We start from the raw sequence: 23,800 nt of genomic DNA, 5'->3' as shown, positions 1-23,800 counted from the left end.
CCGCCAGGCGGTCCTGGGTGTGGCCCCCACGGTCATTGAAGCTGTCAAGAAAAAAGCCATCCGCCACTTCTTCCTGGTGGGTGGTTGTGACGGCGCCAAACCGGGGCGCAATTATTATACCGAGTTCGTGGAGAAGGTGCCCAAGGACTGCGTGGTGCTGACCCTTGCCTGCGGCAAGTTCCGTTTCTTCGACAAGGAGATGGGTGACATCGGCGGTATTCCCAGACTGCTGGACGTGGGGCAGTGCAACGACGCCTATTCGGCCATCCAGATCGCCGTTGCCCTGGCCGGGGCCTTCGAATGCGGCGTCAACGACCTGCCGCTCTCCATGGTCCTCTCCTGGTACGAGCAGAAGGCCTGCGTGATCCTTTTGTCCCTGCTGCACCTGGGTATCAAGAACATCCGTCTGGGGCCCACCCTGCCGGTTTTTCTCTCGCCCACCGTGCTGGATGTGCTGGTGAAAAACTTCAACATCATGCCCATCAGCACCCCGGACGAAGACCTGAAGGCGATCCTTGGATAGCCGCAGGCAGCCCCGATAACCGGAACAACGGCTGCCGGGCGGTCGGCAGCCGTAAACCCAAAGCATTGAACGGTGAATGATCATGAAATGTCCCGGACAGGATACCCTTTACTGGAAACCCGGCGCGATTTATGAAGTGCCGTGCCCCCAATGCGGCGCCAATGTGGAGTTCTTCAAGGATGACACGGCCCGCAAATGCCCCAAATGCCAACACCGCTTCGTCAACCCGGACATGGATTTCGGCTGTGCAGCCTACTGCCAGTATGCCGAGCAGTGCATCGGAACCCTGCCCGAAGCGTTCCTGCTGCAGAAGGAAGACCTGCTCAAAGACCGCGTGGCCATTGAGATGAAGCGCTATTTCCGGAGTGACTTCAAGCGCATCGGTCATGCCACCCGGGTGGCCCGCTACGCCGAGCGCATCGGACGGGCCGAGGGCAGCAATCCCGCGGTGGTCTTGTGCGCAGCTTACCTGCACGATATCGGCATCGTCGCGGCGGAGAAGCAATACGGCAGCAATAAAGCCGAATATCAGGAGCAGGAAGGGCCGGCCGTGGCCCGCGACATCCTGGAGCGGCTGGGGGCCAAACCACCCCTCGTGGATGAGGTGTGCGACATCGTCGGGCACCACCATCATCCGCGGGAGGAAGAGACCCTGAACTTCAAGGTGCTTTACGACGCAGACTGGATCGCCAATCTGGAAGAGAACAAGAAGGAAAACGGCCTGGCGCCCGAGACGATCGAAGCGATCATCGCCGAAAAATTCCTGACTGAAAGCGGCCGCACAGAGGCCAGAAAAACATTACTTTGATCACAACCGGCGCCGTTGCAGGGCGTCGAACACAACCACGCAAGTTCCCGGTGAACCGGCGGAAAAGGGAAGTGGCAACCATGAAAGTAACCCGAAAAATAATTGAAATCGATGAAGACCGCTGCGACGGATGCGGCAACTGCGTGATCTCCTGCGCCGAGGGGGCGCTGAAAATAATCGACGGCAAAGCCAGGGTGATGTCGGATAACCTGTGTGACGGTCTGGGCGCCTGCATCGGCGAATGCCCCCAGGATGCCCTGAAAATCATTGAACGCAAGGCCGACGAATTTGACGAGGAGGCCGTGGCGCATCACCTGGAGAAGCAGGCGGCCGCGAAAGAGAAGCAGACCATGCCCTGCGGCTGCCCGTCCACGCAGATCCTTAGCTTCGCCGCCGGCGACGGCTGCCAGAGCGCCAATATGCCCAAACGCCAGGCCAAATCCGATTCGGCCCTGACCCACTGGCCCGTTCAGATCCGCCTGATTCCGCCAAACGCCCCGTTTCTCAAAGGCGCCGACCTGCTGGTGGTGGCCGACTGCGTTCCCGTGGCCTTCCCCAACCTGCACTGCGATTATCTGGATGGCAAGACCGTCATGGTGGGCTGCCCCAAATTCGACGACGCCCAGTCCTACATCGACAAGTTTGCCGACATTTTCGAGACAGCACAGATCAAGAGCGTCACCACCATGGTTATGGAGGTGCCCTGCTGCTCCGGCCTGCCCATGATCGTCCAAAAGGGTATGGAGAAGGCCGGGGCCAGCGTTCCCCACAAGCAGGTGACCATCAGCACCCGGGGGAAGGTGCTGGAAGAAAGGTAATCCGCCCTCTTTGGTGCCGACCTTCGGCCCTCTCCGGGCAGCTTGTCCCAGCGTTGGCACCTCACTTTCGGCTGTCGTGGAGGCTTATCGCCAAATCCGGTCACAAAATCAGCGACGTTTGGTATCATCTGTGTGACTTAAGAGATTCCCAGCAAACGCAGGATCAACTGGATGGGGTAGAAGACGAACCGGTCCAGCACATTAAAATACATCAGCGCCAGAACGATCATGAATCCGTAGGGCTCGATGCGGCTGTATGCCATGGCCTGCCGGGGCGGCAGCAGCCCCACCAGCACGCGGCCGCCGTCCAGCGGCGGAATGGGGATCAGGTTGAAGACCGCCAGAAAGACATTGAGCTGAATGGCGATCAGCAGAAACAGCAGCAGCCCCTGGATGGTGATTCCAGCCATGAGCAGGCCTTTGAAAACGATGGACAGGGCGGCGGCCAGAAAGAGATTGGTCAGCGGACCGCCCAGGGCCGACCACATCATGCCGCGCCGGGGATCCTTGAAATTGCGTGGATCGATGGGCACCGGTTTGGCCCAGCCGAAGACCACCGGCGATTTCATCAGGATCAGCATGGCCGGCAGCAAAATGGTGCCGAAGGGGTCGATGTGGTCCTTGGGGTTCAAGGTCAGGCGCCCCTGGGCCTCGGCCGTGTGGTCGCCCAGCCGCCGGGCCACCCACCCATGGGCGAACTCGTGAAAGGTCAGGGCCATGAACAGGGCCAGCACCTTGAGCAGGATCAATCCGATATCCACGGCACTATTTCCTCTTTTTTATACAGGGATGGGAGCAGAAGTCACGTTTGACAGCCGTTTCGGCAGGCCATCAGTAGGTTTTCCCTTGCCGATCCACCATGGGGACAAAGCGGACATCCACGATTTTCTCCTGGTGGACTTCCCCCTTTTGTTTAGTCAGCAGGACCAACTGCTGGGCATATTTTTCGCCAACGGGGATCACCATGCGGCCCCCTTCCACGAGTTGGTCTTTGAGCGGCTCGGGGATGCGGGTCGGCGCGCAGGTCACGATGACGGCGTCAAAAGGGGCGTGTTCAGGCCAGCCCTGATAGCCGTCACCGATCTTGACCCGGATATTCCCATAGCCCGATGCTTGCAGGTTGTCGATGGCCTGGCGCCCCAGTTCGGGGACAATCTCGATGCTGAAGACCGTGGCGCCCATTTCTGCCAGCACCGCTGCCTGGTAGCCGGAGCCGGTGCCGATTTCCAGGATCCGCCGGCCGGGGGCCACTGCCAGCACCTGGGACATCAGGGCCACGATGTACGGTTGGGAGATGGTCTGGCCATGACCGATGGGCAGCGGCGTGTCATGGTAAGCCAGATGGCGCAGTTCCCCGGGTACGAACCGATGGCGGGGCACGGTTTGCATGGCCTTTATTACCGATGCATCCACGATGTCCCGGCCGCCAAGCTGCTCGGCCACCATTTTTTCACGCTGGGCCGCAAACTCGTCCGCCCCCGAGCCGGCCAGGCCCAGGGACAGACTGACGACAACCGCAAAGAGGGTCATGGCGGCAATTTTGAATGTAGTCATGGCGGCGTCCTCCTATTTACAACCCCAGATCCTGATCGATCAGGATCACCTTGATGCGGCCTCTGGGGAAGGATTTTTCGGTGATGCACCAGGTGTTGCAGATGCGATCCGGACTGCTGCAATCCGTGCACACGGCCGTTTTCATGCAAGGCGTCTTCAGCCCCGCATGGCGGATGGCGTTGACCGGGGCGGCATAGTTTTTGACGCGCCGCAAGGCCTCGTCGACGGTGGGGACGATTTTGTTGCGGCCGATGAACAGCACCACGTGCCTGGGGCCGAAGGTGATGCCGGCCACCCGGTTGCCCACCATGTCCAGGTTGACCAGCAGGCCGGTTTCGGTGACGGCGTTGGACCCCGTGAAAAACAGGTCGCTCAGCAGGGCCTGCCGGCGGCGCTCCCAGCGCTCCTGGGAGGACGCCTGGGGATCAAAGGTTTCGATCATCCGGATGGCCGGATCGGCCCGGATCGCTTCCAGCACGCCGCTGGCGGCAAGGGTCAGCGAGTCACCCCAGGAAACTGTCTTCGGTTTAATTCCGGGAAGAATTTCATCGATGAAAATAGCTCCGGCGGCTTGGGCGCCAGCGGCCAGGAATACCTCGAAGTTGTTTTTCTCCAGGGCCTGTTTGCATTTTCCCAGGTGCAGTTGCCAGTAGGTGTCGATGGGGGCGGGCATGACGGGTTCCTGCGGTAACAAAAAGGGTTCACGGGGTCGAGGGGTCCAGGGTTCAAGTGCGTGTGGGCTGCTGTTTCGTAACCATTTGAACTGAATACCTCTCAAACGACACTTTTTGTATCACGTCCGATGCCAATTGCATAGATCCAGGTGCCAAAAAATAGCGATCCATCGAAGACCGGCAACGACGCGACTGCTTTAGATTTTCAAACGGGGAACCTGAGCTGATCGCCTGTCTGTGCATGGCGGCGCTCCTGTGACTTTGGTGGGAACGGACTGCCCATGAACTCTGCCGTGGCCACCCGGGAGCTGGCCGCTACGATTTTATGAATTCGCGCAGGGCTGTGGTGGCGTAAGCGCCAGATGGCAGCGTGAACCTAAATCGCAGCCCGCCAGCCACTTCACCGACGGTCAGATCTGCAAGATTCAGGATGGCTTCGCGGCGCGATCCAGGCGAACGAAACCGGCGGAAGTCTTCCGCGGTGAGTCCGAATTGCCCCAAAAGCGTCGCTTCCCTCTCCCCGGCTGCACCGGTGGCCGGTTTCATCTTGAATCCGTAAATGGGTCCGGTGGTGACAATTTCTCCGGCGGCGAAGCGCTGGGCGTCGATTGCCGGATCCTCGACGGTGAAAATGCCACCCGTTTCGGTCTTTTTTACGACGTCGCCGGCCAGCAGGTTGCGGTAGTCGCCCGCCTCCATCCGCTGCTTGAGCCATATGTTGAACAGCGCCGATTGGACCACCGATACCATGAACGTGTCCTCGCGTCCCTTTTTCCCTGCTGATAAAAGGGCGAACCCCCGCTGGATGTTCTGCAGTCCGTGGCCGAATCGCTGGGGACCGTAAAAGTTGGGCACGCCGGTTTGCTTCAGCCGCCCGGCGACGGCCAGGGCACGGGGCAGCGCTCCGGGTTCGGGGTTGCTGACCACCACGCTGAAGCGGTTGGCGGCCACGTGGCCGGTTTTGATTTTGTTGCGATGGCGGTCGATGGCCAGAATTTCAAAGGGCAGGTCGGCCAGGGCCTTTTCGACCTCGGCCAGGGGATGATTGACCCCGCAACGCAGGGAAAAGGTCTGCACGACCAGGGCCGTCTTATCCTTGCGGCCGCCCCAGCCCACATCCGACGGGGCCAGGCCCAGGCATTTTTGCATGCTGCGCGCGGCATCGGCGGTGTTCCATCCGGCCCGCCGGAAGGTGACATAGACATGCTCGCCTTCACCGCAGGCGGCGTAGGGCAGAATCTCTTCGACCACAAAGTCCTGCGGGGTGGCTTTGATGGTGCCGCCGATGCCCGGCAGCGGGTGCGTGACAAAGGGCAGGGGCGACAGCATGGCGATGGCGGTGTCTGCATGGCTGGCAACCGGGGTGCGACTCGAATCGGAAGACATGGGTTCTCCCACAAGCTTGGTTTCACTGCGGTGATCGGGTCCGCAGGATCTGATAGTGTTTGAACAGCAGGAACCCGCCCCAAAAGAGGGCCGTTGCGATCAATACCGCGCCCACGACGTGGGACAACCGGGCGATGGTATGGTCGAAGCGGATCAGGCCGGTCTCCTTGAGGATAAACTCCCAGTCGTGGAACCCATACGGGGAGTGGCTGCCGACATTGCCCCCCAGAAGGGGCATGCGCAACGAGCGGGCGTCGTTAATGTACGGCGCCAGGTCGATGAAGTTCTGCCCCATCCACCACAAGGCGAAGGATCCGGCAAAGGGGTCGCGTGTTTTTATCAAAAAGACCAGCAGGCAGATGGCCGGCATGAGCACCTGCATCAGGCTGCCGCCAAGGGAGGTCATCACCCGGCCGAAGGGACGGAAAAAGATGTGGCCGGCCTCATGAAAGGGCAGGTTCACCAGGTGCCAGAAGCTGCTCATCGCAGCGTCGGAGGCGATGGGACTGAGGATGAATTTTATCCCCCACAGGGTGAGAATTGCCAGGAGCAGTAGGCGGGCGCTCCATGCAATCGCATTTACATCGGTGGGCATATGGAAAAGCAGGGCGTTCAGGATGCCGGATGTTGCATCTTCTCGATCAACTGCCAAAGGGGCGGGTCGTCCTGGCCGGGACGCCGCTTTGCGCTGGTGCCACTTGGCGAAGACGATGCCGCAGCTCGGGCATTCGCTGTTACGGTCAGCCTGCTCGCAGCTGCATCGGGGGCATTGCATGTTGAGTCCGTTGCGTTGTTCGCATTCGCCGGCACCTATCGGCGGTGATACATTTTACCATAAAAGCCTTCGGCCCAAAACCCCCTTTTAAAGCAGGCTGATGGCCAGATCCGAAAGCTCGCTGCGTTCTCCTTTTTCCAGGTTGATATGGGTGTAAAGCTGCTGGCCTTTCATCTTTTCAATGAGGTAGCTCAACCCGTTGCTGCGGCTGTCCAGGTAGGGATGATCAATCTGGTAGATGTCTCCGGTGAAGACGATTTTTGTGCCTTCACCGGCCCGGGTGATGATGGTCTTTACCTCGTGAGGGGTGAGGTTCTGGGCCTCGTCTACAATGAAAAAGACCTTTACGATGCTTCTTCCACGGATATAGGACAACGGTGTGATGACGATCTTTTCTTCATCCAGCAGCTCCTTCACCCGGCGTCCCTGCCCGTTGCCGGTTCTATTGTTCTGATGGCTTTCGATGATCGACAGGTTGTCGTAAAGCGGTTGCATGTAGGGGTCCAGTTTGGACTGGATGTCCCCCGGCAGGAAGCCGATATCCTTGTTGCTCAGGGGCACCGAGGGCCGGGAAATGAAAATCTGCCTGTAGTGGCGCCGATTTTCCAGGGCGGCAGCCAGCGCCAGCAGGGTTTTCCCGGTGCCGGCCTTGCCCGTAATGGTCACCAGCGGGACGTCGAGGTTGCTCAGTGCATCCATGGCAAAGCACTGTTCGGCATTGCGGGGCCGGATGCCATAGCACACCTGGGGGTCAATCCGGCGGATGCAACGGGTCGGGGGAAGAAAGACCCCTAAAGCGGATTTGCTGCCGTTTTTCAACACCAGATATTCGTTGGCCAGCAGCGGTTCGGCGACGTCCAGAAACAGCGTGTCCGTTTCAAAGGGTTTGGCGTAGAGCTGGTCGATGACGGCAGCGGGTATGTTCTCCAGCACACGTGTGCCCTTGTATATATCCGCCGGGGCCTGGACCCGGTCCGTGCTGTAATCCTGGGCCATCAGGCCGATGGACTTGGCTTTCATGCGCAGGTTGACATCCTTGGTGACCAGAAAAACCCGCTCAAAGGCATGTTCGCAGGCAATGTGGTAGGCGGCGTTGAGGATGTGGTGGTCGGGCTTATCCGATGAGAAGTTTGCCTTGAGCTTGTCATCGAACTCCCGGTCCAGGCAGACGGTGATTTTACCTTTTCCGGGGCCGATGGGCACCCCGCCGTTGAAGATGCGATTGCCGGTTAACGCGTCCAGGGATCTGGCGAACTCCCGGGCGTTGCAGTTCAAAATCTCCTTGCCTCTTTTAAACCGGTCCAGCTCCTCGATGACGGCAATGGGGATAACGATATCGTGTTCGTCGAACTGGTTGATGCAGGAACTGTCGTGCAGAATGACATTGGTATCCAGTACAAAGATTTTCCGTTGATTGGTCGGAAACGAAATCATCGCACCTCCTGGCGGTCACGGGTTGTTGGCGACGGGTTGTCTTGCCGGTGGCCGGCCGGCAGTGCGTCGGGAATGGGCAGGCTGCCCAGGTTTGGGGCCGTTCGAAAGCGTTGCGGTAGTTGTGCCGCGGGTGGGCAGGGGTAGCTGGTTGATAAGACAGACAGGGGCATTGGACCTGGTTCAAGGTTAGTATCCGAAATCATCCACGTATGCCACATATAGCATGCGGATGGCCATGTGGCAACAATATCTTCGATTTTTGCCTCCTCATGGCCAGCAGCGTGAACCGGGTGCACCGTGCGTCCAGGTTGGTCTTGAAGCGGCGCTGCTTTTGCGCTATACAATCAACGTTGTCACGCATGTCGCGGCGGTCGTTGGGCCTAGAACCGACTCCGCCCGGCAGGACTGTCTTTGCAAATTGAAATTAACACCTACTGTGCAATGGTTAGCATTGTATGAGGGAGAGCCAGTAAGATGAAAATTGCATTTCCGGTAGTGGAAAATAAAGGCCTGGACAGCCTCGTTCACGGTCATTTCGGGTCCGCACCTTTTTTTGTATTTGTGGAGATGGATTCGGACAGCATCGAAGCGTTCGAAAATCCGGACCAGGACCATCAGCACGGTGCCTGCAACCCCATGGCCGCCTTGGGTGGGCGCCGGGTGGATGGGGTCGTGGTGGGCGGCATCGGCGGCGGTGCGCTGAAAAAACTCAAAAACGACGGCATCACCGTATATCGGGCCGTTGATGGAACCGTCGGGGAAAATGCCCGCCTGATCAAGTCCGGCAAGTTGCCGGTGTTTGAGCCCGATCAGGTGTGCGGTCATCATCATGGGGTTCAAATCGGGGGATGTGTGCACTGACCGCACCGGTTTGCCCCGGGCAGGTATTCAAAGAAAGGAAGGGTTGCATGCCACTATTTGAATTTCTTTGCGCCGACTGCGGAGATGTGGCTGAGGTTCTTGTTTTCAACGAAAAAACGACTGTCCATTGCCGGCGCTGCGGCAGCGCCAATCTCAAAAAGCTGATCTCCGCGCATTCATCCCTGTCGGGCCCTGCTTCAAATGCCATGCCCGGTCCCGGGGATACAGCCTGCTGCGGTTCATCGCCGGGCCATGCGGGCTGCGCCGGCCCGGGGAGCTGCTGCGGGAAGGGCTGAGGGATAAGGACTGAGGACTGAGACCGGAAATCAGAGATCGGTTCAACAGGCAATCAAGCGCTATTCATTGGATGTTGAACGTTGGAAGGTCGATGGTGGGCGCCCACTCTTTTGTCACCCGCGATCCCTTGGCCCACTGAACCCTTTTCATATCCGGGATCAACTCCGCTGGAGGCTTTCCAGCCGGTTGACCCATGTTTTTTCCCCTTCCCGATCCCCCATAAACCGACAGCAGCGAATGAGCTGTTCGACGGTCTGGGGATGATCCGGAAGATTTTCCAGGTATTTGCGTGCTTCCGGGTAGCGATTCAGCCGCATCAGGCTGTTGGCCAGGGCCATGTGGAGGTCCAGGCTGGTTTTGTGGTGCCTGATGCCCCGCTCAAGAACTGTCACCGAATCTTCAAACCGGCGCAGGTGCTGGTACACAAGTCCCAACCCCCAGAAGGCACGGTGGTCCGGATGGTAGCCCAGTGAACGTTCGAACAGCATGACGGCGGTGTCCAGACTGTTTTTAACCAGCGGGTTCATGGCATAGTCCCCGTGGCTGAAGGTCAGCGCCAGGCGGGACAGAAAATCGGCATGCAGGGGATACAGCGCCGGATCATCCGCCAGGTCGATGCGCGCTGCAAATTCTGACAACCGGTCAAAGTAGGCCTCCCTGAGCCGCCGCCCGAATTGCAGTACGGTTGTTTTGTCCAGGGTATTATCGGTCTCAAAGTATAGCATGTCCTCGACCCGATCCAGCCAGATATCATCGGTGGCGCCGCTGCTCTGCTTGTACGCCTCATAGAGCGCCGTGCCGGGAAACAGATCCAGGATATAGAATATGGTCGACAGGGGGCGAATCCGGCGGAGCAGCGCCAGACTTTGATCGATCGTGTGCTCACTCTCGCCCGGGGCGCCGTAGATGAAATAGGCCCTGGCCAGGATGCCGCAGCGAACGGTGAGATCGAAGGCGCGGCAGATGGCCGCTTCGCTGATATGCTTATGGTACAGATCCCGGATCTTGCCGCTGCCGCTCTCCACGCCGAAACTGATCTGGGTGCATCCGGCCCGACGCATCCAGACCAGCATCTCTTCGTCCACACAATCCACCCGTGAAATGGCCACCCAGACGATATCGAGACGGTTTTCAACGATCCGGCGGCAGATATCGATCACCAGTTCCCGCTTCAGTGTGAAGGTGTCGTCGGATACAAAAAAGAAACCGACCCCCTTTTCACGTAATCGGGTCAACTGGGCAACGAAATAGTCGACGCTGTGAAAGCGCACCCGACGCTTCCAGAAGGCCGGGGAACCGCAGAAGGTGCAATCTGCAGGGCATCCCCGCGTGAGAGAGATGTGTTCAAAGGCGAAATGGTCCGCAGGCATGGGCAGACTGTCCAGGTCTGCCAGCGGCGGCCGATCTTTGGTCTTAAAAGGCCTTCCTCCTTTGCGGAAAGCCAGTCCGTCGATGTGCGTGGGGTTTTTCCCGGCCCCATTTTCAAGAAAGCGGATCAGTTCCAGGAAGCAGTGCTCACCTTCGCCCCGAACCACATAATCGATCTCCGGAAAATGGGTCAGAAAGTGCTCCCAGAGAAAGGTCGCACCGACGCCGCCGAAAACCACGCGGGTTCCTGGATTGACCTTTTTGACCATGCGGGCGATGTCGATGCCGCCCCAGCGATTGGCGTGCAGGATCGAAAAACCCACCACATCCGGCTGCTTGTCGCCCAGCAGCTGGTAGATACGGTGCGGGACCGGGCCCAGGTTGTAGCCGTTGAGGATGTCCACCGCGTAGCCGTTGGCCCGCAGCATGGCGCCCACATAGTAGAGGCCCATGGGGATGGCACTGACATCCTCCTCGTTGATGCGGTTGTCCAGAAAATAAGGGTAGACAAGCAGTATTTTCATGGTTTGGATCGAAGCGGCCATCTATGTCCGGTCTTGAGAAAATGGAACCCTGCTGCCGAAGGCCGGATGAAACCATCAGGCGGTTGCAGCAGAAGGAATCCGTTCATGGGCCGTGGTGGGTCAGACCGCCTTGCTGCGGACAATCATTACTGAGCATGGCGCCTTATGGGAAATGCGCTTGGCGACGCTGCCAAACAGAACCAGCCCCATGCCGCTGAGTCCGAAAGCACCGACCACTGCCAGATCGGCGTCGGTCTCTTCGATGAAGGCGATGATTTCGGTGGAGACATGGCCGTCACGGACCACCAGTTCGCAAGCAACTTTTTCGGGGATGCGGCTGCCGTAGACCTCCTGCATGCGTTCGTTCAGGCTGACCACCAGATTTTCGTCGAGGTGCTCGGGCAGCAACAGATCCGCGTCGGTGAGCATCGGATTGACCACCGGCGGCAGCACGTGGACCACGTAAAGCTTGGCCGCGTAACGTTGCGCCAGGTCAAGGGCGGTTTGGAAAGCAACCTCCGCATGGGTGGAAAAATCCGTGCAGCAAACGATTTGTTTGATTGTCATGGGGGCCTCCTTTGGTCATGAATGATCAGCGGGCATCAGTGTCCGCAGGACATCCACCTTGCCGACCACACCCACCAGCAATCCTTTTTCAACCACCGGAAGCGTGTGCAGATTATGGTCAACCATAAGGGCCGCCACGGTTTCGATGCTCGAATCCGGTTCGACGGTCACCGGGTTGGGGGTCATGGCATCGGAGACGGCGGTGGCGGCTATTTTCCGGACTTCCTTGTCAAGGTTTTTCATTGAACTGAGGTTAATATATCCGTCCAGGAAAGAGAAAAAAGAGGGCACGGGCAGTTTTTTCTGTTGGGCGATGATGTCGCTCTGGCAGAGGATGCCCACCAGTTTTCCGGCGTCGTTGACCACCGGCACGCCGTTGATGCGGCGATCCAGCAGTATTTTTGCGGCTTTAAAAATCTCCATGGTATCGGATACGGTGATGGGGTTTGCGGTCATGATCTCTTTTACCAGCATGGTGGCACCTCCGGTGTGGGGCAAAATTCACTGCCAAAGGCATTTGCAGGATAGGAAAAAGCCGGCTGTGATTAAAATGGCTCCGACGATGATCGCTCACCCTCAGTGTAAGTGAATCGCGGCCGACCTGTCAAAACAAATCCGATGCCGCTTGAGGGTTGACCTGGACAGACCGCCGCGTATATTCGAAGACCCAAACAGGCCTGCATCGGTGCCATCCCCCGCTGACCGGGGCAGTGGCTGCAAGTGGAATACGGTTCCATCCAAAACGAACCGACCGGTTCGGGGCCGCTATCTGCGCGCGTGGATGGGAACAAAATCGTATTTGGTGTCGCCGGTGTAAATCTGCCGAGGCCGACAGATCTTCCAGTTGGGATCGTCCATGCTCTCCTTCCACTGGGCGATCCATCCCGGAAGCCGGCCGATGGCAAACATCACCGTAAACATGTTGGTGGGGATGCCGATGGCGCGCAGGACGATTCCGCTGTAGAAATCGATGTTGGGGTACAGGTTGTGGTCGATAAAGTAGGGGTCTTTGCGGGCCACTTCCTCGAGTTCCTTGGCGATATCCAGCAGCGGATCGCTGATCTGCAGGGAATCGAGCAGTTCATCGCACATTCTCTTCATGATTTTAGCACGGGGGTCGTAAGTTTTGTAAACCCGGTGACCGAACCCCATGAGCCGGAATGGATCGTTTTTGTCTTTGGCCCGCGCGATGGCCTTCTGGAAATTTCCGCCGTCGGCCTGAATGGCGCTGAGCATCTCGATGACCGCCTGATTGGCGCCGCCGTGGAGGGGGCCCCACAAGGCGGCAATACCCGAAGAAATGGCGGCGTATAGGTTGACCCGGGCGCTGCCCACCACGCGCACGGCCGAGGTGGAGCAGTTCTGTTCATGGTCGGCGTGCAGGATCCAGAACACCCGCAGGGCGTTGACGGCGGCCCGGTTGAGTTCATAGGGCCTCACCGGTGTGTCGAACATCATGTTGAGAAAATTCTCACAGTAAGTCAGGTCGGGACGGGGGTAGACCACCCGGTGGCCCCTGGAAATCTTGTAGGACATGGCGGCCATGGTGCGCACCTTGGCCAGCAGCCGGGTCATGGTAATGGTGATCTCCTCTTCCTGGGTGCCCAGTTCCGGGTAAAAACTTCTCAGGGCATTGACCATGGAGGAGAGAATTCCCATGGGATGGGAGGCCCGGGGATAGTTCTGGAAGAACGCCTTGAGGTCTTCATGGACCAGGCTGTTGTCGTTTAGCATTACCGAAAAGCGGGTCAGTTGGGCGCGATTGGGGAGCCTGCCGTTGATGAGCAGATAGGCCGTTTCCTTGAATGAGGCGTTCTCCGCCAGCTGGTCAACCGGGATCCCCCGATAGCGCAGGATGCCTTTTTCGCCGTCCATATAGGTGATGGCGCTCAGGCAGCTACCGGTATTGGCGTAGCCGGGATCCAGGGTGATGAAGCCGGTGTCCGCCCGCAGGGTGGAAATGTCGATGGCCTTCTCCCCTTCGGTGCCGATGACAACCGGAAGTTTAATCTCAAGGCCGTTGTAGGTGAGCGTGACGAATTCCTCCATGGTGACTCCTTTCTTCCGAAAAGATCCGTTACTTACTTATGCAGGCGCCCGGCAGGCCAGCTCGGCCGCTCCATTTCCACCGAAGCGGCGGAATAATTGTCTTGATTAGCGGCCGGATTTTAACGTATTGAATTAACAGGCCGGTTCCAGTCGTTTATGCCTGACGATAAGGGGCGCATATGTGCAGGGCAGCGGCCGCCATCTATATGAATATCCGCAGCAGTTGTCAAATATCAAACAAGGCCCGCTGTGATTTTGATGGTTGGCAGCGGCTGTTTACCCGTTTTGAAAAGGAGAAACCCCATGACCTACAAGGAGAACCTTTTAAAAAAGATAGAGATCGACCACCTGGTCAAGACGATCGCCGAGGCCATCGGACCGGTTGAGAGCGGCAAGCGCATCGACAAGGCGGTGTTGGATCGGCTGATGACTTTTTTCCCCTGGCGCCGCCGGCAGGAACGGGATCTGGAGTTGTTCCTGGAAACCGACGGACCCGGGGCAACGCGGATCCTTGTACTGGACAACGACCTGACCATTTACAATACCGCGGTGGAAGATGTGGTGTTGAGAAAAAGCCCCACTGTCAAAGAGATGGTAAGCATACGAAATGCCATAAAAATTCTCAATGACAAGGATGTGGTGACCAGCAGGAAGGCGGCCTCCTTAAAGACCATTCAAGAGATTTGTATCGGCGAACTGGATCTCAGCTTCACCGCGGACGATATCGAAGGTATCGCCGGGGAAGGCGTGGCATCTCTTGAAAACGGCCATGCGCAGGGCGTTCAGGAAACCCTGATGCTGTTTGCCGACCTGTTGGGGCTTGTACCGGCGCCCAGGGCCTTTGCGCTGAACCACCACGACATCTATGGCAAAGTGAGCGAGAAGCCCGGCGGAGAGATCGCTTTCGGTCCCCTGGTGATGTTTAGCATGATCCACAACACCCTGACCTGCCTGGAGACCCCCCTGAGCAGTCGGGACAAAGAGCGGTTCGAGACACTCAAGGCCGCAGCTTCGGGTGATGCCGAGGCTGCAGCTTCGGGGCCGGCCGTCTTCGACCTGATGAAATCCCAGGTACTGGCTACGGGTGCCGGACGACCGGGGGGTCCGCACAACGGCCAATAAAATGGCTGCGATGCCGACTGGAAATTGGCCGGGCCAGCAAACGTCCCGGCACCCCTTCAGCCACTACATGCCGAATTTACGGAGCATTTCGATGACCTTGTCCTGGCTTTGCTTCTGAACGATGATGGCTTTCTGGTTGTGGGCCTTTTTGATTTTATCGGACAGTGCATCCAGGTCGGCCGGCTTTTCCACGAAATCCATGGCCCCAGCTTTCATGGCCTCCACGCCCTTTGTAACCGTTGCATGACCGGTGAGCAGGATGATCTGCATTTCGGGCCTGTTGGCCTTGATGGCCTTCAGGGCCTGGATGCCGTCCATTTCCGGCATCATGAAATCCATGATCACCGCATCGTAGGATTCGGTGGCGATGAGCGCCAGGGCCTCGGTGGCTGATGTGGATGTGGTCACTTCCATGTCGCGGGCGCGCATGCGTTCGGCCATGACTTCCAGAAACTCCGTTTCGTCGTCAACCAATAATACACGTTCCTTCATGGTACATTCCTTTCAAATTACCCGTAAAACAGCACTGATCCTTGGACCGGGTTTTTAGATGGGGTGCGTTAAGGTAAATTAAGATTGATTTGGCCTTGTTTTTGATCAACGCGCAATTGGGCGCCAAGAAAATCCGCCACCTGTTTCTCTCGCGGTGATGGAAAAGGCACACCGGCGGCCAGGCAGTCCCGCGCCAGTCCGCCAAAGCCGATCTGAACGGATTTTTCCATTTTCTGAATAAAGATTCGCACCGGTTGGCCCGGGGCGCATGCATCCATGGCCCGGCACAGGCACCCCCACACCAGATTTTCCAGGAAAAACCGATGGGTGACGATGGTTACCGGTCGAGGCGGTGCTTCAATCTGCACGACCGCTTTGCGCATGATAATCAGCCGGGCAGCCAGATCGACGATGAAACGGATCACCGCGTCCACATCCACGGTTTCCGATGGCTTGTCGGCGCTGTGGGCAAAACGGTTCATGGCTCCCACGATCCGGTCGCCCCTGGCCACCTGCCTGGCGATGGACTGGGACAGCCCCGACAACCGTTCAGGGGAAAGCGGCAATCCCTTTGCGTTCATCTGCAGCATGTCCTGAAGTAGTCCGGCATTTTCGTTGATGATCGCCAGGGTATTTTTGATTTCGTGGGAAATCGATGCACATATCTCGCCGAAAAACCGGGTGCCCTCGACGGCCAGTGTCAGTGAATCGTCTTTCATGTCATTTTCCCCTCTTTTATCGGGTCGACGGCAGCGCTGCGGCGGGGCGGGTCAACGGCGCAGGCGGTTGCCGATGACATCTGCGGTGGTTCCAGGGGCAGGCTTACCATGAAACGGGTGCCGGTGCCAACCTGGCTGTCCACCGTGATTGCGCCGCCCATCTCAGCGACCAGGCCATAGGTCACGGAGAGCCCTAAACCGGTCCCCCCATGCCCCTGACGGGTGGAGAAAAATGGCTCGAAAACCCGCTTCAGGTCAGCTTCGGGGATGCCGTGCCCCGTGTCGGCCACGGTCACCCGGATGTGCGTCCTCCCTTGGCGGGCGACCGTGACCGCTATCCGCCCACCGTCTTTAATGGCGGCAAAAGCATTGTTGATCAGGTTCAGGAAAATCTGCTGGAGATTGCCGCGGTCGCTCCTGAAGACTGGAATTTTTTCGGGCACCGCTACCGAAATGGCGATGCAACGCCGTTCGGCCTCCTTTTCCATGAAGGCCAGCACCTGACGAATGATTGCCTCGATGTCGACTTCTTCCTGCGACGGCTCCATGTGCCGGGCGAAGTCCAGCAGCCGTCGGGTGACGGCGCCGCTGCGGCGCACCGATGCCAGCACGTCTTCCACCAGCCCCATGAGCTTTTCATTGCCGGCATAATCACGATTGATGGTGAACAGATCCTTGATCAGTCCGGCCTTCTGGTTGATGATCGCCAGCGGGTTGTTGATCTCGTGGGCCACCCCCGAGGCCAGGCGGCCGATGGATGCCAGCTTGTTGGCATACTCCACCTGATGCAGGGCCTGAACCCGACGCTGGTCGGCCGCGTGGATACGGTTGACCAGGTAAGTGGCGACCCCCAGGATGGAGACGATTATCAAGGCGATGCTGAACAGCAGAAATCCGATGAGGTGCATGCGGGGCTTGAACCATATGTCCATGATGCCCGATTCCTGGCGAATCATCATCAGTAAAAAGGGGCTGTCCGGCACGGGGGCCATGCCGACGAAAATCGACCGTCCGGCTTGATCTACCGTTTTCAGTGTCCTGGACCTCTCGCGGGTTGCGGGGATGGCCAGGGGAACCTTGTCGAAGCGATGGCCATATTGCCGGGCGGGTGTCTGCAGGATTCCCTGGACGTTGACGATAAAGGCATCGTCGCCCTCGTCCAGAGCCATCTGCAGCACGGGGCCGTCCAACAGGCCGGCGTCCAGTGTGGTTCGCAGGATGAAGAAGCCGCCGATCTCCAGATCGTGACGGATGGCGAGCACCAGTTGATGGTTTTGTCCCTGGCGGACGGTCACATCGCCGATGAAGCTGCCGTTGGTGGCGGCCTGATCGAAGCAGGCGGCGGGGTCCATCAGGCTGCCTTTACGTGCATAAGGTCCGGCATAAGCCTGCACGGTACGGTCCGCAGCCACCACCCCCAGATCGATGAAACCGCCCATGCCTCCCTGCAGATTGGCCAGAATGGCATCCAGTCGCCCCGGTGCCAGCAGGTCCGCCAGGGTGTTGTCCCGGACGATGAATTCCAGGGCCGCCCGGCGCTGGGACAGCACAAGGGAAATGCTGTGCCAGGTGTTGGAGACCATACGGGAAATGTCCATTTTCGCTTCGGACTCAAGGGCCTGACGGGTGAGCCGGTAGTCCATCAGCGTCATGACCAGCAGGGGTGTGAGGGTCACCACGGAGGTGAATGCCACGATCATCATCCATTTGCGCCGGAAGCTGAAGTGGCCTCTGTCCGGCCCGGCAGCCGCATCCCGATGGTCCCAGAAACGGGGCTTGAAATGGGACAGGTTCAGCATGATGAATATCGCTCTGCAGGCGGAAAAACCGACCGGCCTGCTTCAGGATTTGAATCGTTGAATCTTGGCATGGGCTTTTTTCAGGGTGTCGCTCAATTCGTCAATGTCCACGGGCTTTTGCATATAGGCGAAGGCCCCCATCTGCATGCACCGCTTGCGGTCTGCCTCGGAACCGTGGCCGGTCAGCACGATGACTTCGATCTCGGGCCGGGTGGCTTTGACCTGCTTCAAGACCTCAAGGCCGTCGATTCCCGGCATTTTCAGGTCGATGATCATCACTTCAGGTTCGTCTTCTGCGACCAAAGCCAGGGCGGACTCCCCATCATAGGCCACGGCGGATCCCATGTCGCGTAATTCGAGGCGCTCTGAAAGGGTCTGGACAAACTCCCGTTCGTCATCGACCAGCAGCACGCGGGATGGCACCTCGAAGCTGTGTTTGCGGTAGATATGTGCCTGGTGAAAGTCTCTGCCTACCTGCGTCGTCACCGACCGGACGCCGTCCATGGCGCCGGCGATGGATTTCAGCTCTTCCTCCAGCCGGGCAAGCATGAGCACCTGTTGGTTGATGGTCAGTGCCACCGCCCCATCTTCGGCGGCTACGGAAACGTTGTGCCCGGACCGGGACAGGGCTACCTCAACGGCGGCAGCCAGCAAAAAATCCTTTTCGGCCTGAATGGAGGCATCGGTGCGGCGAAGGGCATCCTTGATCAGGTTCTCCTCAATCAGTGCGCCGGCTTTGGCCACATTCATGCGGTTCATGGGCAGCACGATGTCGTAAAGGCTGTCGGCCCAGGGATCTTTGATCGAAAAGAGGGTTTCGGTCCATGCGGCACTGTCCATGTCCCGGGTGCGTATGGGTTTGAGGGCCTCTTTTTCCGACAGGCCCTGGACGACGTGGGCCTGTTCGATGCGATAGGGCATTTCAGCGATGATGCAGACGCGCAACGCATGACTGACAGCGTGGGGGATCAGCAGACTGGAAAACCCGTGGACCACGGCTGGCCCGTTGACGAGTTCGGTTGCCAGGGCCAGACGCAGGCAGGCGATCGAGCACTCCTTTTCATGGGTGAACTGGTTGAAAACCGACGTTTTGGCCGAAAAGGCGCGCCAGACCTTGTTTTCGGGCATGCCGGCGGCCTCAGCCGCCTTGATGACGACCTGATCGTCGGTGATCAACCGATATCCGGTGCTGTCCATCACGTCGCGGGCCACTGCGTCCGCGCTGCAGAAAACTCCGCTGAAAATGGCAACGACAGACATCGTTACTCTCCTTTGGCTTCGCTGTTGGTGCCCAAGGCCCGGACCGAGGTCAATGGGCAGCCTTTTTCGCTGCCTCCCTTATGGGTCTGTGGGTGAATGGACCGAAGCGCTTCCTTCATGGTCGGATAGATGTGGTCCTCGCCGATTTTGTGGAGCAGGTGGGTGCGTCGCAGCACCCGCATCACCGGTTCGTGAACACTGCTCAAGGAGATGTCGATGCCGGCGCTTCTCACCCGGTCCACGATCAGCGACAGGGACTCCTGGCCGGAGGCGTCCATGTCGTTGATCGACTCGGCGGCGATAATGATGTGTTTGAGTTCTTTTTTCTTTTTTCGCCGATTGCGGATCTGATCCTCCAGGTAACTGGCATTGGCAAAAAAAAGCGGCCCGTCGAACCGAACCGCATCGATGTAGCGGCACTCCTTCAACCCGTGGGTCACGGCATCATGCAGGGCCCTGTCCAGCCCCATGGAAAGGTCCACCACATGGGGTCGCATGTTCCGGTAAAGAAACACACAAAGGGAAAACCCAACCCCCACCAGAATGCCCCGATCCAGATGCGGCGCGAAGATCAGGGTGCACACGAAGGTGATCACGGAAATGGCTCCGTCGTACCATTGGGCGCGCCAGGCGTGAATGAATCCACGGATGTTGATCAATCCGGCAACCGCCACCATGATGATGGCGGCCAGCACACTCTGGGGCAGATGGTAAAGCAGGGGAGTGAAAAAAAACAGGGTGGCCACCACGGTCAGACAGGCAAATACGCTTGACAGGCCGGAAACGGCCCCAGCCTGTAGATTGACCGCGGACCGGGAAAAGGATCCGGCCACGGGATAGCTTTGAGCCATCGAGCCGACGATATTGGCCAGACCTTGGCCCATGAGTTCCTGGTTCGGATCTAAACGTTGGCCGGTTTTGGCGGCCATTGCCTTGGCGATGGAGATGGCCTCCATGAATCCCAGCAGGGCGATGATGACGGCCGTTGGCAGCAGAGCCACGGCGGCGTGGCCATCGAACCTGGGAAAAGAGAAGGCCGGCAGGCCCTTGGGAATGGCTCCGACCACATCCCCGCCGCCGCAGAATACCAGTGCAGACGCCTCGATTGGCGCGTTTCCCACCTTCAGCCGCCAGACGGCGCCAATCTTTTCCGTGTCGGCCGGCCGAGCCCCCCGGGCATAAAACCGTATGCCGCCATCTTCCCTGTGCCGTCCGGCTTCAAAGAGCTGGCGGCGGATCCGATGCCGATAGTCCGCCGCCTGTCCAGCCTTCAAGGTCATTTGGTAGTTCAGGACCTCCAGATCCCGTCGGGAGTCGATAACGATCATCTGATGACCGTCAATTCTGGCCTGTTTGAGGGTTGCGTTGATCCGGGTTCGCCGGTCTGCCATGCGATCGAGCTGCGTGGTCGCTGCATTGAAATCCACAATCAAGGTCCGGATGTTTGCATCGACAACCGCATCAAGGGGCATCACGGACCGCCGTTCAAATCCGGTGGCCCAGCTGATCAGGGTGGTGGCGGCTACCGCAACGAGCACATAGGGGATCCGCGGGGTGATCTTTTTCAGGGCCACCATAACCGCAAAGGCAAACACCCCCATCATGAACGTGGGCCAGTGCGTGTAGTGCAGGACCGCATTCACAACCCGGACCACCGTATGGTAGTGATATTCGCCGCCGTCAACCGTTACACCGAACAATTTGGATAGCTGACCGGTGGCGATGATCACCGCAGCCGCATTGGTGAAACCACTCACTACCGGGTGAGAGAGAAGGTTTACCACGAGCCCCAGTCTGAGCAGGCCCAGGAACAATTGGAAAAGGCCCACCATCAAGGTCAGCAGCACCGCGTATCCGATATACACCTGACTGCCGGCGGTGACCAAAGGTTGCAGGGCCACGGCGACCATCAGGGAGAGCAAGGCAACAGGCCCGGTCGCCAGTTGGCGGCTGGACCCGAAAAAGGCTGCCACCGCCGGAGGCAGAAAGGCCGCGTAAAGGCCGTAATAGGTCGGCAGTCCGGCCAGCTGGGCATAGGCCATGGACTGGGGAACCAGCACCAGGGCCACGGTTAGTCCGGAAAAAAGGTCCGCCTTTAAATGCGTTGCCCCATAGCCGGGCAGCCACTCCAGAAAGGGTAATAAACGGCTGCCGGCCAGGTTGTGAAGCACGGATGACAAGCCCCGGAGCATGTTGTGTCACCGATTCCCGGTCAGCAGTCTGCGGCAGGAGGTGATCAGACTGCCGTAAAGCGCGCCCGCATCGTACACACGGTAGGTATTGAGCCGCACGACGCAATCGACCATCGCAAAGAGCACCATGGCTGTCTTGCGGGGCGCGTCGACAGTTACGGACCTGTCCTCGATTCCCGTTCGTATGCCCTCTTCGAAGAAGTCCAGCAGACAGGTGTAAATGGATTCCAGATGCCTTCGGCACACCAGGCTCGTTTCAGCCATCTGATAGGGATAGTGGCGGTGCAGAATCAGGAACTGGTCTTCCATGGTGCCGGCCAGGTTCAGGTAAAAAGCGATCACCGCTTCAACCATGTCGATCCCCTTGAGCTCCCCTCGGTCCCGCTGGTGCTGTTCAAACTGCTCGACAATGCGCGCTTGCACTTCATTCAAGACTTGCAGGAACAGATCCTCCTTGTTCTTGAAATGGTGAAAAATCGTGCCGGTTGCCGCGCCGGTAATGGCGGAGAGTTCGGCCATGGCGGTTCCCTGAAAGCCGTTACGGGAAAACAGCCGGGTGGCGGCGGATAGGATTGCATTCCGTTTGGACATGTGCTACCTGGTTGAAAAATAACCAACCGAACGATCGGTCGGGTTTTTTTTAACTAAAGACTTTGCATGGATTTGTCAACAGGAGAAATATGGCGGCCCACTCCATTCCCGAAAAAGCGGAATTGCTCGAGAAGCTCAGGCAGGGCGATTTCGCGGTTCCCGACTTTATTTATGTTCCCCCCCTGAGTTTTCAGGAAGAAGATTTCGATGCCCTGGCGACATTTCTGGAAAAGCACCGCCAGAGTTTCAAGGTGATTGCCCGCAGCGCCCACCCTGAGGAGCGCTGGTTCAAAGGCGGAACCTTCGACTCCCTGGAAACCTATGCCGATGCAGGGGGCATCCGCTATGCCCGGAGCAAGATGATCAAACTGGCTCAAACCAGCAGGCGCCTGACCATTGCCCGGCAGCAGCGCTTCAACCATGCGCCGGAACTGGACCTTGACCAGATGGGCGTGATTGTCATGCCCTTTATTGACGGATCGAGCGTCATGGCCAAGATGATCGGCGGCCACTGGGAGTTCGGCTACTGTCGGGACCGCATTCACAAGCTGCAGAGCGAACCGTACATTACCCGGACCCCCCATGACCGTCGCCTGGTACAGTTGTCCAAGGACATTCAAAAATATCTGGGATTCCCCTGCGAAATCGAATACATCATCTCATCCGACGGCGGCATTCACGTGGTGCAGGCCAAAGACATCTCCGATATCGATATCCTGGAAGAAAAAGAGAGCCGCCGGTCCATCATCCTGGACGGCATCCGGCGAATCCGCAAACGGCGCAATTACCGGGAGCGGCCGCTTTATGTGATGGACAACAAAGCTTTTTACATCGGTATCATCTCCCAGTGTGAGGAGCTGGTGAGTGAATGCGCCACGATGCGCAAACCGGATATTGCCCAGATCATCGCTTCCATCCATGCCTATGAAGTCCATCTGGAGGACTTTGCCCTGCGCCACCAGCGATATGCAGTGCTTGGCCTGGCCATTCAGGACACGGTGGATCTCTACCAGATCGCCAACCATTATCTGGACGAGACCCCCGAGCTGCAGGCAAAGCTTTCCAAGGCCCTGCATCACAACCTTTACCAGATTGACATCTTCCTGTCCGAAGCAGATACCCTTATCGCCAAGAACAAGTTTCGCATCAACCTTTGCAGCCACGATGCCTACGGAATCGATACGGTTCGCAATCCCCTGTGGACCGTATTCTGGAACGCGGACCGGCACGACGAGGTGGTCGGCGATTTCAAGCGGGTCGGCTTTAAAACCGGAGATACGGTCGGCATCGATATCGGTGTGGATGACAAACCCACGGTTTACCGGCTTTAGGGTGCATGGCCAGAACCGTTTTTCAACCCTTGTTCTGATATAGTTCAGGGTAGAGCCGGTGGGCGCATTCGGGGCAGATGCCGTGGGTGAAATCGGCATCGGAATGGCGGGAAATGTATTCTTCGATCTGCTGCCAGCTGTTGTCGTCGTTGCGGATTTTTTTGCAGGAGGCGCAGATGGGCAGCAGACCCCGCAGGGTTTTGACCTCCTGAAGGGCTTTTTGCAGATGGGCGATCAGTGTCTCGCGGGATTTGGCCGCTCCATGCTTGACCATGGCGATTTCAATGGCTGAACGCAGCTCGTTGATGTCATAAGGTTTGATGATATAACCGTAGGGGTTGGTTTTAATGGCTCGCTCGAAAACCTTTCGATCGGCAAGACAAGTCATATAGATGATGGGCACATCCGATTGTTCGGCAATTTTAGCGGCGGCCTCGATTCCGGTCATTTCGCCTTTGAGGAGGATATCCATGGTTACCAGATCCGGGCGGTGCCGGTAAACCCCGCTGATGGCCTCGAATCCCGTTTCGGCGGTGCAGCAGACACGGTAGCCCATGCTCTCCAGACGTGCGCTGAGCACGGTGGCCACATTGGGGTCATCCTCCACGACCAGAATAACGATTTTTCGATGCATACGGCACCTCAGTTCGGTTGCG

General features: G+C 58.2%; 23 protein-coding genes and 1 pseudogene. 7 read left to right on the top strand and 17 right to left on the bottom strand.

All coding sequences use genetic code 11. The features are described 5' to 3' along the window. The 3 genes and pseudogenes from R6V78_RS20110 to R6V78_RS20100 all read left to right on the top strand — a co-directional run. Positions 1 to 523, top strand: a pseudogene (locus R6V78_RS20110) (hydroxylamine reductase); the annotation flags it as partial. Between the two features lie 82 nt (positions 524 to 605). Next, positions 606 to 1,331 carry an HD domain-containing protein gene (locus R6V78_RS20105; protein WP_410291176.1) on the top strand — a complete coding sequence of 242 codons (726 nt, stop codon included), beginning with the start codon at positions 606 to 608 and terminating at the stop codon, positions 1,329 to 1,331. Positions 1,332 to 1,411: 80 nt separating this feature from the next. Next, a complete protein-coding gene (locus R6V78_RS20100; RefSeq protein ID WP_410291175.1) occupies positions 1,412 to 2,149 on the top strand; it encodes an ATP-binding protein in 738 nt (245 codons plus the stop codon). Between the two features lie 137 nt (positions 2,150 to 2,286). Here the strand turns inward: R6V78_RS20100 and R6V78_RS20095 are convergent, their stop codons facing one another. The 6 genes from R6V78_RS20095 to R6V78_RS20070 form a co-directional block, all read right to left on the bottom strand. Further along, on the bottom strand, positions 2,287 to 2,910 hold the full coding sequence (locus tag R6V78_RS20095) for a site-2 protease family protein (protein WP_410291174.1): 624 nt from the start codon (positions 2,908 to 2,910) through the stop codon (positions 2,287 to 2,289). A gap of 70 nt (positions 2,911 to 2,980) precedes the next feature. After that, positions 2,981 to 3,703, bottom strand: a complete 723-nt coding sequence (locus R6V78_RS20090; RefSeq protein WP_410291173.1) for a protein-L-isoaspartate(D-aspartate) O-methyltransferase — start codon at positions 3,701 to 3,703, stop codon at positions 2,981 to 2,983. A gap of 16 nt (positions 3,704 to 3,719) precedes the next feature. After that, positions 3,720 to 4,376 carry a lactate utilization protein gene (locus R6V78_RS20085; RefSeq protein ID WP_410291172.1) on the bottom strand — a complete coding sequence of 219 codons (657 nt, stop codon included), beginning with the start codon at positions 4,374 to 4,376 and terminating at the stop codon, positions 3,720 to 3,722. Positions 4,377 to 4,692: 316 nt separating this feature from the next. Beyond that, entirely contained in the window at positions 4,693 to 5,763 is a 1,071-nt protein-coding gene (gene truD / locus R6V78_RS20080; protein ID WP_410291171.1) for a tRNA pseudouridine(13) synthase TruD, read from the bottom strand. A gap of 22 nt (positions 5,764 to 5,785) precedes the next feature. Further along, positions 5,786 to 6,415: a zinc ribbon domain-containing protein gene (locus R6V78_RS20075; RefSeq protein WP_410291170.1), complete on the bottom strand. Its 630-nt coding sequence runs from the start codon at positions 6,413 to 6,415 to the stop codon at positions 5,786 to 5,788. A gap of 210 nt (positions 6,416 to 6,625) precedes the next feature. Next, a complete protein-coding gene (locus tag R6V78_RS20070; protein ID WP_410291169.1) occupies positions 6,626 to 7,972 on the bottom strand; it encodes a PhoH family protein in 1,347 nt (448 codons plus the stop codon). A gap of 474 nt (positions 7,973 to 8,446) precedes the next feature. Between R6V78_RS20070 and R6V78_RS20065 the strand changes: the two genes are divergently transcribed. Both R6V78_RS20065 and R6V78_RS20060 read left to right on the top strand, forming a co-directional pair. Then, positions 8,447 to 8,833 (top strand): NifB/NifX family molybdenum-iron cluster-binding protein, encoded by a 387-nt coding sequence (locus tag R6V78_RS20065; RefSeq protein WP_410291168.1) that lies wholly within the window; start codon positions 8,447 to 8,449, stop codon positions 8,831 to 8,833. A 47-nt stretch (positions 8,834 to 8,880) separates the two neighbouring features. Next, on the top strand, positions 8,881 to 9,129 hold the full coding sequence (locus R6V78_RS20060; RefSeq protein ID WP_410291167.1) for an FmdB family zinc ribbon protein: 249 nt from the start codon (positions 8,881 to 8,883) through the stop codon (positions 9,127 to 9,129). Positions 9,130 to 9,288: 159 nt separating this feature from the next. Here R6V78_RS20060 and R6V78_RS20055 read toward each other — a convergent pair whose 3' ends face one another. From R6V78_RS20055 to R6V78_RS20040, 4 genes are all read right to left on the bottom strand, one after another. After that, entirely contained in the window at positions 9,289 to 11,022 is a 1,734-nt protein-coding gene (locus R6V78_RS20055; protein ID WP_410291166.1) for a cobalamin-dependent protein, read from the bottom strand. 120 nt (positions 11,023 to 11,142) lie between these two features. Then, positions 11,143 to 11,589, bottom strand: a complete 447-nt coding sequence (locus R6V78_RS20050) for a universal stress protein (RefSeq protein ID WP_410291165.1) — start codon at positions 11,587 to 11,589, stop codon at positions 11,143 to 11,145. A gap of 15 nt (positions 11,590 to 11,604) precedes the next feature. Continuing rightward, a complete protein-coding gene (locus R6V78_RS20045; protein WP_410291164.1) occupies positions 11,605 to 12,063 on the bottom strand; it encodes a CBS domain-containing protein in 459 nt (152 codons plus the stop codon). 291 nt (positions 12,064 to 12,354) lie between these two features. After that, positions 12,355 to 13,638, bottom strand: coding sequence for a citrate synthase (locus tag R6V78_RS20040; RefSeq protein ID WP_410291163.1), 1,284 nt, complete (start codon positions 13,636 to 13,638; stop codon positions 12,355 to 12,357). A 303-nt stretch (positions 13,639 to 13,941) separates the two neighbouring features. On the opposite strand from R6V78_RS20040, the gene R6V78_RS20035 reads away from it, so the two are divergent. Beyond that, the gene (locus tag R6V78_RS20035; protein ID WP_410291162.1) at positions 13,942 to 14,760 is read left to right on the top strand and encodes a hypothetical protein; all 819 of its coding nucleotides are present in this window, start codon (positions 13,942 to 13,944) and stop codon (positions 14,758 to 14,760) included. Between the two features lie 63 nt (positions 14,761 to 14,823). Here the strand turns inward: R6V78_RS20035 and R6V78_RS20030 are convergent, their stop codons facing one another. The 6 genes from R6V78_RS20030 to R6V78_RS20005 form a co-directional block, all read right to left on the bottom strand. Next, a complete protein-coding gene (locus R6V78_RS20030) occupies positions 14,824 to 15,252 on the bottom strand; it encodes a response regulator (protein ID WP_410291161.1) in 429 nt (142 codons plus the stop codon). Positions 15,253 to 15,320: 68 nt separating this feature from the next. Then, a complete protein-coding gene (locus R6V78_RS20025; RefSeq protein WP_410291160.1) occupies positions 15,321 to 15,971 on the bottom strand; it encodes a sensor histidine kinase in 651 nt (216 codons plus the stop codon). Beyond that, entirely contained in the window at positions 15,968 to 17,770 is a 1,803-nt protein-coding gene (locus R6V78_RS20020) for a sensor histidine kinase (protein WP_410291159.1), read from the bottom strand. The genes R6V78_RS20025 and R6V78_RS20020 overlap by 4 nt, the downstream gene beginning before the upstream one ends. Positions 17,771 to 17,812: 42 nt before the next feature. Further along, on the bottom strand, positions 17,813 to 19,030 hold the full coding sequence (locus tag R6V78_RS20015) for a response regulator (RefSeq protein WP_410291158.1): 1,218 nt from the start codon (positions 19,028 to 19,030) through the stop codon (positions 17,813 to 17,815). Between the two features lie 2 nt (positions 19,031 to 19,032). Beyond that, positions 19,033 to 21,222 carry a SulP family inorganic anion transporter gene (locus R6V78_RS20010; protein ID WP_410291157.1) on the bottom strand — a complete coding sequence of 730 codons (2,190 nt, stop codon included), beginning with the start codon at positions 21,220 to 21,222 and terminating at the stop codon, positions 19,033 to 19,035. Between the two features lie 6 nt (positions 21,223 to 21,228). Beyond that, positions 21,229 to 21,813 carry a TetR/AcrR family transcriptional regulator gene (locus tag R6V78_RS20005; protein WP_410291156.1) on the bottom strand — a complete coding sequence of 195 codons (585 nt, stop codon included), beginning with the start codon at positions 21,811 to 21,813 and terminating at the stop codon, positions 21,229 to 21,231. Positions 21,814 to 21,902: 89 nt separating this feature from the next. Between R6V78_RS20005 and R6V78_RS20000 the strand changes: the two genes are divergently transcribed. After that, positions 21,903 to 23,144 (top strand): hypothetical protein, encoded by a 1,242-nt coding sequence (locus R6V78_RS20000; RefSeq protein WP_410291155.1) that lies wholly within the window; start codon positions 21,903 to 21,905, stop codon positions 23,142 to 23,144. 22 nt (positions 23,145 to 23,166) lie between these two features. Here the strand turns inward: R6V78_RS20000 and R6V78_RS19995 are convergent, their stop codons facing one another. Continuing rightward, entirely contained in the window at positions 23,167 to 23,778 is a 612-nt protein-coding gene (locus R6V78_RS19995) for a response regulator (protein WP_410291154.1), read from the bottom strand. Between the last annotated feature and the right edge of the window lie 22 nt (positions 23,779 to 23,800).

This window comes from Desulfosarcina sp., from assembly GCF_046496365.1.
In the GTDB taxonomy this organism is placed as follows: domain Bacteria; phylum Desulfobacterota; class Desulfobacteria; order Desulfobacterales; family Desulfosarcinaceae; genus Desulfosarcina.
This window is presented reverse-complemented; position numbering and strand designations above follow the sequence as displayed.

Bases quoted from the DNA above. Each gene is read 5' to 3' on its own strand.
- R6V78_RS20020 (WP_410291159.1), bottom strand. From the start codon at position 17,770: ATGCTGAACCTGTCCCATTTCAAGCCCCGTTTCTGGGACCATCGGGAT.
- R6V78_RS20005 (WP_410291156.1), bottom strand. From the start codon at position 21,813: ATGTCCAAACGGAATGCAATCCTATCCGCCGCCACCCGGCTGTTTTCC.
- R6V78_RS20000 (WP_410291155.1), top strand. From the start codon at position 21,903: ATGGCGGCCCACTCCATTCCCGAAAAAGCGGAATTGCTCGAGAAGCTC.
- truD (WP_410291171.1), bottom strand. From the start codon at position 5,763: ATGTCTTCCGATTCGAGTCGCACCCCGGTTGCCAGCCATGCAGACACC.
- R6V78_RS20100 (WP_410291175.1), top strand. From the start codon at position 1,412: ATGAAAGTAACCCGAAAAATAATTGAAATCGATGAAGACCGCTGCGAC.
- R6V78_RS20060 (WP_410291167.1), top strand. From the start codon at position 8,881: ATGCCACTATTTGAATTTCTTTGCGCCGACTGCGGAGATGTGGCTGAG.
- R6V78_RS20035 (WP_410291162.1), top strand. From the start codon at position 13,942: ATGACCTACAAGGAGAACCTTTTAAAAAAGATAGAGATCGACCACCTG.
- R6V78_RS20105 (WP_410291176.1), top strand. From the start codon at position 606: ATGAAATGTCCCGGACAGGATACCCTTTACTGGAAACCCGGCGCGATT.
- R6V78_RS20055 (WP_410291166.1), bottom strand. From the start codon at position 11,022: ATGAAAATACTGCTTGTCTACCCTTATTTTCTGGACAACCGCATCAAC.
- R6V78_RS20045 (WP_410291164.1), bottom strand. From the start codon at position 12,063: ATGCTGGTAAAAGAGATCATGACCGCAAACCCCATCACCGTATCCGAT.
- R6V78_RS20025 (WP_410291160.1), bottom strand. From the start codon at position 15,971: ATGAAAGACGATTCACTGACACTGGCCGTCGAGGGCACCCGGTTTTTC.
- R6V78_RS20030 (WP_410291161.1), bottom strand. From the start codon at position 15,252: ATGAAGGAACGTGTATTATTGGTTGACGACGAAACGGAGTTTCTGGAA.
- R6V78_RS20010 (WP_410291157.1), bottom strand. From the start codon at position 21,222: ATGCTCCGGGGCTTGTCATCCGTGCTTCACAACCTGGCCGGCAGCCGT.
- R6V78_RS20090 (WP_410291173.1), bottom strand. From the start codon at position 3,703: ATGACTACATTCAAAATTGCCGCCATGACCCTCTTTGCGGTTGTCGTC.
- R6V78_RS20065 (WP_410291168.1), top strand. From the start codon at position 8,447: ATGAAAATTGCATTTCCGGTAGTGGAAAATAAAGGCCTGGACAGCCTC.
- R6V78_RS20050 (WP_410291165.1), bottom strand. From the start codon at position 11,589: ATGACAATCAAACAAATCGTTTGCTGCACGGATTTTTCCACCCATGCG.
- R6V78_RS20040 (WP_410291163.1), bottom strand. From the start codon at position 13,638: ATGGAGGAATTCGTCACGCTCACCTACAACGGCCTTGAGATTAAACTT.
- R6V78_RS20015 (WP_410291158.1), bottom strand. From the start codon at position 19,030: ATGTCTGTCGTTGCCATTTTCAGCGGAGTTTTCTGCAGCGCGGACGCA.
- R6V78_RS20070 (WP_410291169.1), bottom strand. From the start codon at position 7,972: ATGATTTCGTTTCCGACCAATCAACGGAAAATCTTTGTACTGGATACC.
- R6V78_RS20085 (WP_410291172.1), bottom strand. From the start codon at position 4,376: ATGCCCGCCCCCATCGACACCTACTGGCAACTGCACCTGGGAAAATGC.
- R6V78_RS19995 (WP_410291154.1), bottom strand. From the start codon at position 23,778: ATGCATCGAAAAATCGTTATTCTGGTCGTGGAGGATGACCCCAATGTG.